The organism is Nostoc sp. TCL26-01 (genome assembly GCF_013393945.1).
In the GTDB taxonomy this organism is placed as follows: Bacteria; Cyanobacteriota; Cyanobacteriia; order Cyanobacteriales; family Nostocaceae; genus Trichormus.
The window spans coordinates 2,714,283-2,727,647 of sequence record NZ_CP040297.1 but is presented as its reverse complement, the minus strand read 5'-3'; the positions used below and the strand labels follow the sequence as shown (position 1 = coordinate 2,727,647).

Genomic DNA, 13,365 nt, shown 5'->3' with positions numbered 1-13,365 from the left:
TCTCTGATTTTTTCTGCTTCATCAGCAAAATTTTTCAATATGTTAAGACTACGTTAGCAAATCTCAATGCTGATGAACATGAGTATTTCCAATTGCCTTCATAAGTATGAGTCACAAATATTTCTATAATCTGCATTTATTTACTTAGATAGAGAGTAATCTCTACCCACTTGAGCATAAGCCTCATACACACCTTTGACGTTGTACCAGTTGAGGAAAATTCTGGCAATTTCCAGAGCTAGTTGAGGTTTACCCAGTTTAATTAACCACTGCAGTAAAGGAGCCATTGTTTTTTCATTCAATGCACCATTGAGAGAAAGCAGTCCCCATAGTAGACGATGTAACCATGTCATTTGAATCATCATTCGCACTTCCCACGTCGGGTGTTTTTGGTAGAATAAAACTCCCATCCGTCCGCGCTGAATTTCTTTTTCTATCAGGCTAGGGACTTGTTCTAAATTAAATGGTGGATGCCAATGATAGCCGACAGCAGCAGGACATTTAATCAGTTGTAATCCTAAGTTTTTTAGTCTGACACCTAATTCTAAATCTTCCCAACCATAGAGTTGAAAACCAGTATCAAAGAGTCCGGCTTGCTCTAACCAATGTTTAGGAATAGCGACATTACCTGTAGCAAAGAACGCTGCGGAAAAGTCAGTAATTTTATAAGGTTCGGCGGTGGGGTGAGCGAAATTACAAGTATTAATAACTGCACCGTAAGTAAAAAAGCGATCGCTTCCCAACTTCTCTTTCCCCAACACCAAAGCATCCGCATGAGCTTGTAAGAAGTTTTCTAAAACTACTAGATCGCTATCAATGAAAATAATTATATCCCCCGATGCCTGCTCTACACCTAAATTCCTTGCTGCCGCAGGCCCTGCATGATCTTGCTCAAAGCACTTCACATGGGGAAAGTCTTCTTTGTATGCTGCCAACCATTCTAATGTCCCATCAGTAGAACCATCATCTACCAAGACGATTTCATAACCATTGATTGCACTTGTAGCACTGAGTTTTTGCCCTTCCAAGGCGCGTAAACATTTTTCTAAAATCGCCTGACGATTATAAGTCGGTATCACAACGCTGATAAACACAGTCTCACCCACAACAGTACTACTCATCTTCAGGATAAGACAGTCTGGTACTCAACACAGTTCCTATTTTGGCTTAGGGGTTTTAGCTTAGTTTATTGTTTTTCACATGGTTTAATTTTATCGTTTCAACTTACTTACATTTATTGAACCTGCGTAACAGACCAAAGGGATCAATGAAGCAAAACTCCTTTTTTATATAAGTTCAAAGACTGATAATTTTCAGTTAATCGATATATAACCTAGTGTTAATTATCATTACATAGATTTTTATAATTTGGAGTATTTTGCTGCATTCTAGCAGCTTAAGTCAGATTGAACTTGCTGTTCAACTCAGCAAATCTGATATTTAAAATCCGAGAAAAACCGAGGATTATTGAGTTTTTCTTTAATTCTGTAGAGATGCTTTCTAGTAAATATCTCGTGTCACAATAGAGGAAAGTTTGATGTCTACATTGAGTCGCAGACAACTTTTAGTATTTTTTGCTGGTAGTGCTGGTGCGGCGGTATTGGGTGACAAACTTCTAGATGGTGTTTTCAGCGTTGCAGAAGCATCAACTACCCCATTGAGCTTTACGCCAGTACGCTTACCTCATCCTTTACCAATTTATCAGCATCAGCAGAGTTTTTTACCCACAGGAATTGGACAGGGGCAAGTACTTAATGCCTCCGCAAATCCCAGCTTAAGTACTTACAACGTGGTTGACGATGTGGTTGTACCACCAGAATACGATCGCTATGTCATTATCAGTTGGGGCGATCGCGTATTTCCCAATCGTGATGACTATTTTGGCTTCAACTGCGATTACACTGGTTTTATTCCTCTCGGTAGAACTAATGATGCGGGCTATTTGTGGGTCAACCATGAGTATGTAAGTTTCCCCTTCGCCAGCGCAGTACTCAGTTCTACAAGTGACCTACGAGCATTCCCTGATGCCTTTGAGTCAGTCATCGGTTGGGCATTACCTGCTAACAGAAATCTAGAAGTTGACGGGGAATTTTTATACAATCAAGGTGGCTCGATTGTCCGAGTTGACCGCCGTAACTCGCAAAAGCGTTTTACTGTTATTAGTGGTGATTCTCGCAACCGTCGTCTTCACGGACTCTCTGGGTTAGCAATCAATGGTCAACGCACTGATGGTTATGGCAGCGTTACTGCTTGGGGAAGTCGCAGCCATCAACAAGGTGATAATAACTATTTTGTTAGTACTGGGCTAGCCGCTACTCAGGTATTTAGCCTCAGTTCTGATGGACTAGGTAACAAAATTATTGGTACTGCTTTCAACTGTTCTGGTGGTACAACTCCTTGGGGAACCATCCTCACAGCTGAAGAAAACTTCCAAGGTACTGTTCAAGAAGCTGTCAAGCCTGATGGTACACAGACAGGTTACGTTTCTGGCAGCATTGGCGAGAGATTTGGCTTGGTTGGGGAAAAATATGGCTGGATGGTAGAAATTGATCCTGTTAATTCCAATTTCCGCCCCCGCAAACACACTTGGTTGGGTCGTTTCCGCCATGAAAACATCGCTATACGTGCTGAATCTGGTAAGAGATTAGTGGCATATTTAGGTGATGACAGACGTGGTGGACACACTTGGAAATTTGTCAGTACAGGTGTAGTTACGTCCCCCACAAATAAAGCCAATAGCAGCTTATGGGAAAATGGGACTCTCTATGTTGCTCGTTACAATCCCGATGGTACTGGTCAATGGATACCTTTACTCTTGAATACTGCCACTAATCCCATCGCACCATCACTACTGTCTTCTGTAGAGTTTGCCGCTTTGGGTTCAGCACAAAGAAATGGACTTTTACCACTACCCAGACGCAATGGGATTGCAGGTCAAACTAGTGATGGTGGTGTATTCAGCTGCGATCGCACCAATGAAGCAACCTCACTACCAGATTATCAGAATAAGCGATTATCTGACTTCTACACCTCCCAAGGTGCAGTACTCGTTGATGCCTTCTTAGCTGCCAACTTAGCAGGCGCTACTCCCACAGCCCGTCCAGAAGATATTGAAGTCCATCCCCGCACCAAAGAAGTATTCATCGCTTACACAGATGGTGCGCCCGGTAGTGATGGTTATCCTGATTCCCGGATTTTCGTAGTTGCTAAATACAGTACTGCCCCTAACGATACCCAACAATCAGGTGGTTTGTACAAAATTATTGAAGATAGCCCTGATGGTACAGGTTTAACCTTCCGTTGGCAGAGATTTGCTCAAGGTGGGGAAGCCGGTTCAGAAGATGGTGCGGGTTTTGCCAATGTAGATAACCTTGCATTTGATAATCAAGCAAATGTTTGGGGTGTGACAGATATGTCAACCGACACCCACAACGGTTTTAATACTGGTGCTGCTCGTAATCCCACTACTATCAATCACTCTGCTAGTGGTAATGTTTCCAACTTCACAGGCGTTTTTGGGAATAACTGGTTATTCTACATCCCGACAAGTGGTGCTGATGCTGGGAAGGTATTCCCCTTTGCCTACGGGCCTGTACGTTGTGAAATGACAGGGCCGACTTTTGTGGGAGATACTCTGATTATTTCTGTACAACATCCTGGTGAAGACTGTCCAATTAACGATGGTACTATCCTCAGTCGGGAGATAGAACTTCTGAATTTGAGTGGTGTCACATTCAATCAGACTCGTTCTGTTCCTCGTGGTAGTAGCTGGCCTAGCAATATCTCAACTGCTGATGGTGGTAAAAGTCAAGCAACGGGCGTTCCCCGTCCTACTGTCATTGGTATCCATCGTAAAAATTCTAATGGCAGATTTATCTAAAATCATCTTGATGAAATAATTTTCTCTAGGGACATAGCCTTGCTGTGTCCCTTTTCCATATTTACTTCATGATTGCCAATAGCAAAATAAAACCCCACTAGTAAAGTGGGGAGTGATTCAATCAGGATTTCTCTTGTCAGTACAATTGTACTACATAGGAGCAAAAATAGCAAGTAAGAAAACACAGTAGGGTTTCTACTGTTGTTTTCCCGATTAATCACAAGGGCAATTTTTAGTTACTTGCCGATGCTTTTTTTTGGCGATTTACCAACAATCCAGTCACAGTAGCGATCGCTGTACCAAAAAGAGCTAAAGGTTCTGGTACTTTAGAATAACTGACTGTACCCGCTTCGTTAGCAGATAGTAAGTCAGCACTCAAAATAGTATAAAACTTGTCTCCTCCTGTAGATGGGGTATTTAAATCACCACCAATGAAAAACTGATCTTCAACTAAATAGCTAAGTCCTAAAAGTTTGCCATCTTGAAAACTGATGAAAGGGGCAACTCCTGAGATGTAATCAAAATCATCTACTTCTGTATATTGAGTACCCAAATAATCAAACACAACGGATAATAGTCCGTTGCTAACATCTAGGTTCTCTGCACCTATGCCATTTAAATTGGTGTCATCATAGCGTAAAGAACCAAAGTACTGGCTACCAGATGTAGCATTGACAGTGAATTTATAATCAATTACAGCCGCCTGGGTTGGTTTAACTTCCACAGTAGCTAAAGAAATGGCAATAGCAAAAGTAGCAATGCCAAAATTTTGCGTTAATTTCATCAGACAAAGCTCCAAAGCTAAGAAGTGAATTTTGCAATGTCACATAGATAAGCTTTGAACTAGTGAGAAAAGGTTAAGAAAAATAGAATTAATGGTTAAGCAAAATTGCCCGGTTATTCAAGCTGGCAGATAAAGTGATTGGGCGCGTTATCAGGATTTCAGCAGAGATTACAGAAAATCTGCGACTTTAGTTAATTTGCCAATACTAGTTGCATAAAAAAAATATACACGGTGGAGTTAGATATAATATTGACTCATTATTTTGTTTTCCTGAGTGGAGAAAGCAATGGGTCGCGCCAAAAAAGTTGTTTTAGCATATTCTGGTGGGGTAGATACCTCTGTTTGCATTCCCTATCTAAAACAGGAGTGGGGTGTAGAAGAAGTCATCACACTAGCCGCAGATTTAGGTCAAGGAGATGAATTAGAACCAGTTCGAGAAAAAGCACTAAAATCAGGTGCAAGTGAGTCCTTAGTAGCGGATGTCAAAGACAGCTTTATCAGAGATTATGCTTTTCCGGCGATTCAGGCAAATGCCCTGTATGAAAATCGCTATCCTCTGGGAACAGCCTTAGCTCGTCCCTTAATTGCTAAGATATTAGTGGAAGCTGCACAGAAGTATGGTGCAGATGCGATCGCTCATGGTTGCACAGGTAAAGGGAATGATCAAGTCCGCTTTGATGTCTCTTGTGCGGCGCTGAATCCTCATTTAAAAATCCTTGCACCAGCACGGGAATGGGGAATGAGTCGGGAAGCAACCATCGCTTATGGTGAACAGTTTGGCATCCCCGCACCAGTGAAGAAGTCTTCTCCCTACAGTATTGATAAGAATTTGCTGGGACGGAGTATTGAAGCTGGTGTGTTAGAAGATCCCCAATTTGAGCCACCAGAAGAAATTTATGAAATGACCAAAGCGATCGCTGACACTCCCAATGAACCAGAATACATTGAAATTGGTTTTACTCAAGGCATTCCCACCACTCTCAATGGTACATCTCCAGAACCTGTTGAATTAATTCAACAACTCAATCACCTTGTAGGAAGTCATGGTGTTGGACGTATCGACATGATTGAGAACCGTTTAGTAGGCATCAAATCACGAGAAATCTACGAATCTCCGGCGATGTTAGTGTTAATTCAAGCCCACCGCGACTTAGAAAGCCTCACCTTAACTGCAGACGTAAGCCATTACAAACGAGGCATTGAAGAAACCTATAGCCAAATAGTTTACAACGGTTTGTGGTACAGTCCCCTGAAAGCTGCTTTAGATGCCTTTATTCAAAAGACACAAGAACGAGTATCAGGAACTGTCAGAATCAAACTATTTAAAGGTAATGCCACCATCGTTGGACGTTGGAGCGATAATACACTCTACACTCCCGATTTAGCAACCTACGGCGCTGAAGACCAATTTGATCACAAAGCAGCTGAAGGTTTTATCTACGTCTGGGGATTACCAACCCGTATCTGGGCGCAGCAGAATAGGGGATAGGGGATAGGGGATAGGGGATAGGGGATAGGGGATAGGGGATTGTCATGACTCATTAGTCACGACTCAGTACTCAGCACTCCCTCACTCCCTCACTCCCTCACTCCCTACTCCTCTGCTGCACGTTTCACTTGACGAGACTCCCACCATAGGGGGACAAAAATCACGGCGGCAACTATTAATAAAGCTACAATCGCAAACTGTCCTACCCAAGCCACTAATTGTTCGAGGGAGATGACCTTACCTGCGAAAAAGGCTAATGTCACCATCAAGCTAGCCCAGACAGTTGCCCCTGCTAAGTTATAAGCAAAGAATCTGCTAAAAGGCATCCCGGCTATACCAGCTAGGGGTGCGGAAAAAATTCGCAATAGTGCAAAAAATCTCCCAAAAAATACTGCTTTGGCAGCATTTTGACTAAATTGTTCTTTGATACTTAACAGTCTTTCCTCGGAAATTCGTAAAATCTTACCTGTTTTTAGTAGGAGAGGCCAGCCGCCTAATTTACCAATCCAGTAGCCGCAGGTAGCACCAATTACGGCTCCAGTCACGGCGACACCAAGAACTATCCAGTAACTCAGTTCATCACTGCCAGCTAAAAATCCACCCACCAGAGTTACAGTTTCACCAGGAATGGGAAGACCCAAATTTTCTAGTAAAATCCCGACAAAAATAGCCCAGTAACCGTACTGATGGGCAAACTCTTGGATGTTTTCTAGTGAAATCAGTTCAAGAGACATCCCGCACCGCCGCCTTTACAATTTTTTACCTTACAGTCTATCTTGTCTCGTTTGGGCTGGGGTGTCAATCAAGCCACTCGACACTGTTGGCGAAATATTGCTTAACAATTTTGGCAACGTAATATTGCACGAAAATTCTGGTTACTTTCGCAGCGATAGGATAATTAAATTCTGAACGCTTAGATAAGTCTTTAGTGAGTTTCGCACTCGATTAGTTGGTTGACCTTTCTTCCTCAAGTGCAACATATAGCACTCCAATCTCGACGACAAGCTCAACAAACGCCTGAGTGGAAAGCTACTTACAACCAACGTGCAGGCATTGAATCAACACACTCACAAGGAGCACTCAGCACCTTAGTCCAAGGAAGATAGTTTTACACTTGCTAAATCGTGTTGTGTTGTAGAAAGCAGTGCCACCATCTCTGCACGAGACGACACCTCAAGCTTACGGAACATTCGTTTCAAAGCTTGCTTAACAGAATTTTCAGTAATCCAAAGTTCTGTTCCTATTTTTGCGTTAGTTCGTCCCAAGGCAACCAAGTTGGCAATCTGCAACTCACGAGGCGTTAAGCGATTGCTGCTAAACGGTTGGTGCTGCTGTTGTATTGGAGTTGCGTGCCTTAATCTAACTGTTGTTGTCCAAACCGATAAGTGTAAACAGACGGCACTCAAATCCGCTATATTTTGGCTGTCAAAGGCAGGCATTAACTTGTCACGCGTGCAGCCCACTGTACCGACTAATTGACCGCGATCAAGGATCGGGCCTGCCATCACATGCCAATGATCGGGACGGGGACAAATGATTGCCCAAGCTTTCGGGGATGTGACCAATCCTTCGTGAACCGGAGTATGACGCTCCGTGATATAACGCACTACAGGATTATGTTCGGTCGAGAGTGCAATGTTCAGAACTTTTTGAAACCGGCGATCGCTTACAAGCTGGTCGAAGAAGAAGATTCCCGAACGCTTGGTATTAAAATGCTCACGAATTTTTGGTACGAGGTGCGTTCGCAACTCATGTTCATCTTTCACCTGATTGATTGCTTCAAATAAAAGCTGTAAAGAATTTGTCATAGTAGCGACAAGAGTACTCGATCGAGGACTAGGCGCGGTCGGTTGTCATTCCTAGTATAAGGATAGATTTCACGGCGATCGCCATTAGGAGATGAATTCATGACTGACTCACAAAAGCACATTGTTGGTTTAGTATTTTATCCTGGCATGACAGCACTAGATATTGTGGGGCCCCAAACCGTATTTAGTTCGCTTCCCGGTGTCGAGATCCACCGCATCTGGAAAACGCTAGACCCGATCAAAACCGATGATGGCATGATAATTGTGCCGGATACAACTTTTGAAAATTGCCCGCCCTTGGACGTGATTTGTGTCGGTGGCGGCTTTGGACAGATGGCAGTTGTAGACGACAAAGAAGTGCTGGAATTTTTTCATAAACAGGGAAGTAACGCAAAATTTGTCACCTCTGTGTGCGGGGGGTCTGAGTTTCTGGCAAAGGCAGGACTACTCCAAGGCTATCGAGCCGCGACTCACTGGGCAGCACGGGAACAACTCGCAAAGTTGGGCGTTGAGGTTGGAACGGAGCGAGTTGTGATTGACCGCAACCGCATGACGGGTGGAGGTGTGACAGCAGGGATTGATTTTGGTTTAACGATTGCTGAAGTGCTGTGTGGTCAAGAAAGCGCTAAGATCGCTCAACTGTTAATGGAGTACGATCCAGCCCCGCCATTTGATGTCGGTTCACCCGAAAAAGCGGGGCCTGATTTAGTCAAGAAGGCGCTGTTGTACGCGACGGGAACATTGGGTTTAACGTGAGTTCGACGAGACTAAAAAACGGCGTGGTTTTGAGGATGCCCCTCATTTCCGCCGTCTGTGGCAACGGCACTTTGGGGTTTCTCCAGCAGCAACGTGCAAAAAATAGACGAAGCCTTCTGTCACTTCAGGACAGAACTATAAACACTGTCTCAAACCATTCAACATTATAGGAAACAAATATGTCCTTAATTCACGAGGCAATTCCAGATAGCGAAATTTGCCAGAGAGCAACGCAATTGGTTACAGAAATTTCACCCACCTTTTTGTGCCATCACTGCATTCGGAGCTTTTTGTTTGGTAATTTACTGGGTCAACGGGATGGACTCAAATATGATCGCGAACTTCTGTATCTTAGTGCCGTGATGCACGACTTAGGATTAACGGAACGATTTGATGGGGAACAACGATTTGAAGTCGATGGTGCAGATGCAGCACGAGCTTTTGTTTTGGAACACGGATTGCCAGAGTCAAAAGCAGAAGTGGTTTGGGATGCGATCGCCCTTCATACCTCTATTGGCATTGCCTCCCGCAAACAGCCGGAAACTGCGTTAGTGCATTTAGGAGCAGGTGCCGATGTGTTGGGAATGCGGATTTTTGACATTCCTCCAGAAACCGTTGAGCAAGTGATTGAAGCGTATCCTCGACTCGACTTCAATAGAGCGATGACCGAATTATTAGCCTCTCAAGTCAAGCGAAAACCTCAAGCTGCTGCACTCACCTGGCTAGCGGAAGTGGGGCACAGTTGCGTGCATGGATTTATCTCACCTAATTGGAACGAGATGCTGGCTCGCAATACATTTACTGAGTAATTTTGAATAAATTTAACGTGATACCATTTCACGTTAATCATGATACACATGAATTATGTAGAGACGTTGCAATGCAACGTCTCTACTGTTTCACATTTAAAGGAAATTGGTATGAGTCTCCAACGGAGGCGCAGCTGCGGGAACTCCTAAGAAAACGTATGTTTTCTTAGGAGTTCGACGGTTAAAAAAAGCCAAAAACCTTGCTAGATATGAACCATGAGAAACTAGGTAAGCATTGCGATGCCTGCGGTGGGCTACGCCTACGCTAAGATTAATTGAAAATCGGCAAAAAAGCCGAACTGAAGTTATGTAAGCAAGCTACTGGGTATAAAACTGCTCAGAAGGTTTTCAATCGTTTCATTGCTGAACTAATCGGTTCAGTTTAGCTGTCTGGAGAATTCGCCAACGCTATCAGTCACTCTTGCAGATAAGATAAGTTTCAATCTATGGTATCTACTGCTTATTGAATATAATATTTATATCTTATTTAGTATTGACAATATAGTATGCAGCAGTTACTAGCACAACTGCATAATTAAAGACATAAATCAAGAACTTAATTATGAAAAATTCATAAAAGCCCTAGAGAAATATAAAAATTTTGTAAAAGATACGATTGATACCGAATTCATTAGGCGTTTGTGCCTATATTGAGAAAGGTTAAGACAAATTATACGATGTTAACACTTACAGGAGTATGGTCGATTGCATAGCTGTCTTTTCACGCTTATATGAATATAGCAGCAATTATGCAGTTCATACTCGGAGCAATGTTAATATCACCTTTCTGCTTTTGTTAAGCGTGCAATATACTCAGTTAAAATTATGACTCTTACACAGGAACGGCAAGTAGTTGTGTTCAAACCACAGGGAAGTATGGATTTACAAGGTGGTTTGGCTTTAAGTGAGCAAATGACTCAAGCAGTCTCTCAACCGCATCAAATTTGGGTAATTGATTTGGCAGAGGTAGATTTTATGGATAGCTCTGGGTTAGTTTCCCTGGTTAAAGGGCTGACATCTGCTCGTCAAGTTGGCTGTCGCTTGGTTCTTTGCAACGTACAAACTCCAGTAAGACTAATTTTAGAACTGACTCAACTAGACTCTGTATTTGAAATTTTCGACACCTACGAAGATACTCTAACTCTGGCTAATGATAGTAATTTTGCTTTAGTTGGCTAGTCTATTATCTTACGAAAGGTAGATGGCAATGTCAATAAAAATTGGTAATTCGGAAAAATTATCTTGGTTGATTACCATTGCCGTAACCGCATGGCAAATTACGTAGCGATCGCCTTCTAATTCTGACTGATTCCATACACTTTGCAGCTAGTCAAAATTGATCTTGGCTGTGATGTCTACATCTGGTGCAGTGGGAAATAGGGGAAGTTACTACCTAAACTTCTTTACTACCCATACTGCACTGGACAGGAGAAAACTCATAAAAAGGAGTCAGAATAAAGTAGTCAGAATACAGGATACCTACCCATAAAAGGATAGAGTTTTAATTAGGAAGAAGATTTTAATTTTTTTCGCCCACTAAGGATGGGGGTTTAAAACCAAATATTCGTCACCAAGTTGTACAGAATTCATACTGACTTCTGAATTCTGTTCGATAAAACTAGTAGTTTTTGATATCTGTTAAAGTTATAACGTTTCTTACTGAAATTTTTAGAATCAGGCATTTTGCACGCTAGGCATACCGTCTTGTGGCGATGCTGGACGAGGGAAATTAGGTAAATCGATGCCACTATGGCTAGAAGTGCGGGTTTTGAGTGCTAAACGATAGCTCACGCTTTGTAGTTCAGCTTGCAGTTGCCGGTTTTCTCGCTGGAGGATGGCTACTTTTTCTCTGACTGGAGCCATACGTTCTTCAAACTTACGGCGGTAAATTTGTGGTAATTCTTGGACTACTTGCTCCAACATCCGACTACGATCTGTCAGTTCTTGTACTGATTGACGCAGTTGGTAGATTTCGGTGTCACGAGAGGCAATCTGCTCCTGATAGAATGTCACTTGCTGCTCAACAGCTTGCAATTGTTCTCTTAGTGCCTGTAACTGAGTGAAATCTTGTTCAAGCTCAGACCGTTGGGGCATAAAATTATTATTGCCCTTGACTAGCCGGAAGAGTTCTTGAGATAGCTGTTGCACTAATTGATCGCGGATCTGCAATTCTTGACGCAGCTGCGACATTTCCGTAGATAGAGCTTGGATGTTGGATGTATCTGTTTGGCTCACGGTTGCTTACAGTTCCTATTGACGAATGGCGAACCCTATGTCTAACTGCAATAGTACTGCTTTTGGCAAGTACTTGTTGACTTAGCATTCCCAACTAAATCAAAAAAAAGCCAAAAGGTAAAATTTTTTAGTCTGACTTGATCTACTACTGAGTGTTGAGTTAGAGAACTTCACACTCAGTTGTATTACTCAAGACTTATATTAAGCGGTCACAGCAACTTTGTCTGCTGTTTCTGTCACTACTTCTTGCTTAATTGTTAGATAACGAATGACTTCTTCGCTTAACCGCATAGCGCGTTCTAAAATGGCGATCGCTGTGCCAGGGCCATTGTAGTTAAATTGAACGTACACACCATCACGATGCTTTTTGATTTCATAAGCAAGACGGCGTTTACCACGATTTTGCACTTCTAAGTCAGTAGCACCTTGTTCTTGGAGGATGTTTTGGTATTTAGCGATCGCTAGCTCTACCTGTTCATCTGTCAAGTCAGGACGTAGGATGTATATTGTTTCGTAAACTGTGGACATTGATCTCAAGTCTCCTTTTGGACAAACTGGCTGCCGATGTCAATTGATTAAGTTAGTTTTGGTCAAAACCATCTGTATTCATCAACATCTGAAGCAACAAGGAACTATAATCTTACCAGTTTTAAATCTGAATCATCAGCTCTATCTGCCGAAATACCAAGGATATTTATCAAAGTTATGGCGCAGCGCTATGTGCGAGTTCAAAATCGTGAAGGCAAGATTTACTACGGGTTGCTACAACTATCTTTCAATGTGCAGGTGTTAGATGCTCCACCTTGGTTGCATGGACAACCCACAGACTTAGTTTTAGAACCAGACAATTACCTGATTCTAGCGCCCTGCGCCCCCTCTAAAATTGTTGCAGTTGGGAAGAACTACGCGGATCATGCAGCCGAGATGGGAACATTAGTTCCCAGCGAACCGTTAATTTTTCTGAAACCGCCAACATCAATTATTGCTTCGGAAACTGAGATTAAATATCCACCCCAGTCGCAACGAGTTGATTATGAAGGTGAATTAGCATTGGTGATTGGCGAGCGCGCTTGCAATTGCACACCAGAAGTAGCCCAAACTAAAATTTGGGGTTACACCATTGCCAATGATGTCACAGCCAGAGATTTACAAAAAAAAGATGGTCAATGGACTAGAGCTAAAGGGTTTGATACATTTTGTCCACTTGGCCCTTGGATAGTCCGAGATTTGAGTCCAGGAGCAAGATTACAGACTTTTTTGAATGATGATGCTCATCCCATTCAGTCGGCCGGGATTGATCAGATGGTGTTTGCCCCTGATTTTTTAGTATCGTACATCAGTCAAGTCATGACTTTGCTACCTGGTGATGTGGTGCTAACAGGTACACCAGAGGGTGTCGGCGCAATGCAGCCAGGCGATCGCGTCCGTGTGGAAATAGAAGGGATTGGTCGTTTGGAAAACACTGTGGCTCAGTAATTGGTAATGGGTAATTGGTAATTGAGAGCAAATTCTTACCAAATACCTATTAGACAGCGACCGTATTTAATTCTGCATTGCCCGAGATCCTTGTAGAGACGTTGCACTGCAACGTCTCTACATTCATT

The 13,365-nt window shown here is 42.7% G+C and carries 12 protein-coding genes; 6 read left to right on the top strand and 6 right to left on the bottom strand.

The features are described 5' to 3' along the window. Positions 1–140: 140 nt before the first annotated feature. Positions 141–1,121, bottom strand: coding sequence for a glycosyltransferase family 2 protein (locus FD725_RS11645; RefSeq protein ID WP_179048294.1), 981 nt, complete (start codon positions 1,119–1,121; stop codon positions 141–143). A gap of 416 nt (positions 1,122–1,537) precedes the next feature. Between FD725_RS11645 and FD725_RS11640 the strand changes: the two genes are divergently transcribed. Beyond that, a complete protein-coding gene (locus tag FD725_RS11640; protein WP_179048293.1) occupies positions 1,538–3,880 on the top strand; it encodes a PhoX family phosphatase in 2,343 nt (780 codons plus the stop codon). Positions 3,881–4,112: 232 nt separating this feature from the next. On the opposite strand, the gene FD725_RS11635 is transcribed toward FD725_RS11640, so the two are convergent. Then, positions 4,113–4,664 carry a PEP-CTERM sorting domain-containing protein gene (locus tag FD725_RS11635; RefSeq protein WP_179048292.1) on the bottom strand — a complete coding sequence of 184 codons (552 nt, stop codon included), beginning with the start codon at positions 4,662–4,664 and terminating at the stop codon, positions 4,113–4,115. 286 nt (positions 4,665–4,950) lie between these two features. Here FD725_RS11635 and FD725_RS11630 point away from each other — a divergent pair, with 286 nt between their 5' ends. After that, entirely contained in the window at positions 4,951–6,153 is a 1,203-nt protein-coding gene (locus tag FD725_RS11630; RefSeq protein WP_179048291.1) for an argininosuccinate synthase, read from the top strand. Between the two features lie 104 nt (positions 6,154–6,257). On the opposite strand, the gene FD725_RS11625 is transcribed toward FD725_RS11630, so the two are convergent. Further along, positions 6,258–6,887, bottom strand: coding sequence for a DedA family protein (locus FD725_RS11625; protein ID WP_179048290.1), 630 nt, complete (start codon positions 6,885–6,887; stop codon positions 6,258–6,260). A 354-nt stretch (positions 6,888–7,241) separates the two neighbouring features. Beyond that, entirely contained in the window at positions 7,242–7,961 is a 720-nt protein-coding gene (locus FD725_RS11620) for a LuxR C-terminal-related transcriptional regulator (RefSeq protein ID WP_179048289.1), read from the bottom strand. Positions 7,962–8,060: 99 nt separating this feature from the next. Here FD725_RS11620 and FD725_RS11615 point away from each other — a divergent pair, with 99 nt between their 5' ends. The 3 genes from FD725_RS11615 to FD725_RS11605 all read left to right on the top strand — a co-directional run bounded on the left by FD725_RS11615 (position 8,061) and on the right by FD725_RS11605 (position 10,705). Next, positions 8,061–8,717, top strand: a complete 657-nt coding sequence (locus FD725_RS11615) for a DJ-1/PfpI family protein (RefSeq protein WP_179048288.1) — start codon at positions 8,061–8,063, stop codon at positions 8,715–8,717. 179 nt (positions 8,718–8,896) lie between these two features. After that, positions 8,897–9,526: an HD domain-containing protein gene (locus tag FD725_RS11610; protein ID WP_179048287.1), complete on the top strand. Its 630-nt coding sequence runs from the start codon at positions 8,897–8,899 to the stop codon at positions 9,524–9,526. Positions 9,527–10,351: 825 nt separating this feature from the next. Continuing rightward, on the top strand, positions 10,352–10,705 hold the full coding sequence (locus FD725_RS11605; protein ID WP_179048286.1) for an STAS domain-containing protein: 354 nt from the start codon (positions 10,352–10,354) through the stop codon (positions 10,703–10,705). A 495-nt stretch (positions 10,706–11,200) separates the two neighbouring features. Here the strand turns inward: FD725_RS11605 and FD725_RS11600 are convergent, their stop codons facing one another. After that, positions 11,201–11,761 (bottom strand): Npun_F5560 family protein, encoded by a 561-nt coding sequence (locus FD725_RS11600; protein WP_179048285.1) that lies wholly within the window; start codon positions 11,759–11,761, stop codon positions 11,201–11,203. A 201-nt stretch (positions 11,762–11,962) separates the two neighbouring features. Then, complete coding sequence (gene rpsF / locus FD725_RS11595; RefSeq protein WP_179048284.1) at positions 11,963–12,289, bottom strand: 30S ribosomal protein S6; 327 nt, start codon at positions 12,287–12,289, stop codon at positions 11,963–11,965. Between the two features lie 177 nt (positions 12,290–12,466). Between rpsF and FD725_RS11590 the strand changes: the two genes are divergently transcribed. Then, positions 12,467–13,237, top strand: a complete 771-nt coding sequence (locus tag FD725_RS11590) for a fumarylacetoacetate hydrolase family protein (protein WP_179048283.1) — start codon at positions 12,467–12,469, stop codon at positions 13,235–13,237. Positions 13,238–13,365: the final 128 nt, after the last annotated feature.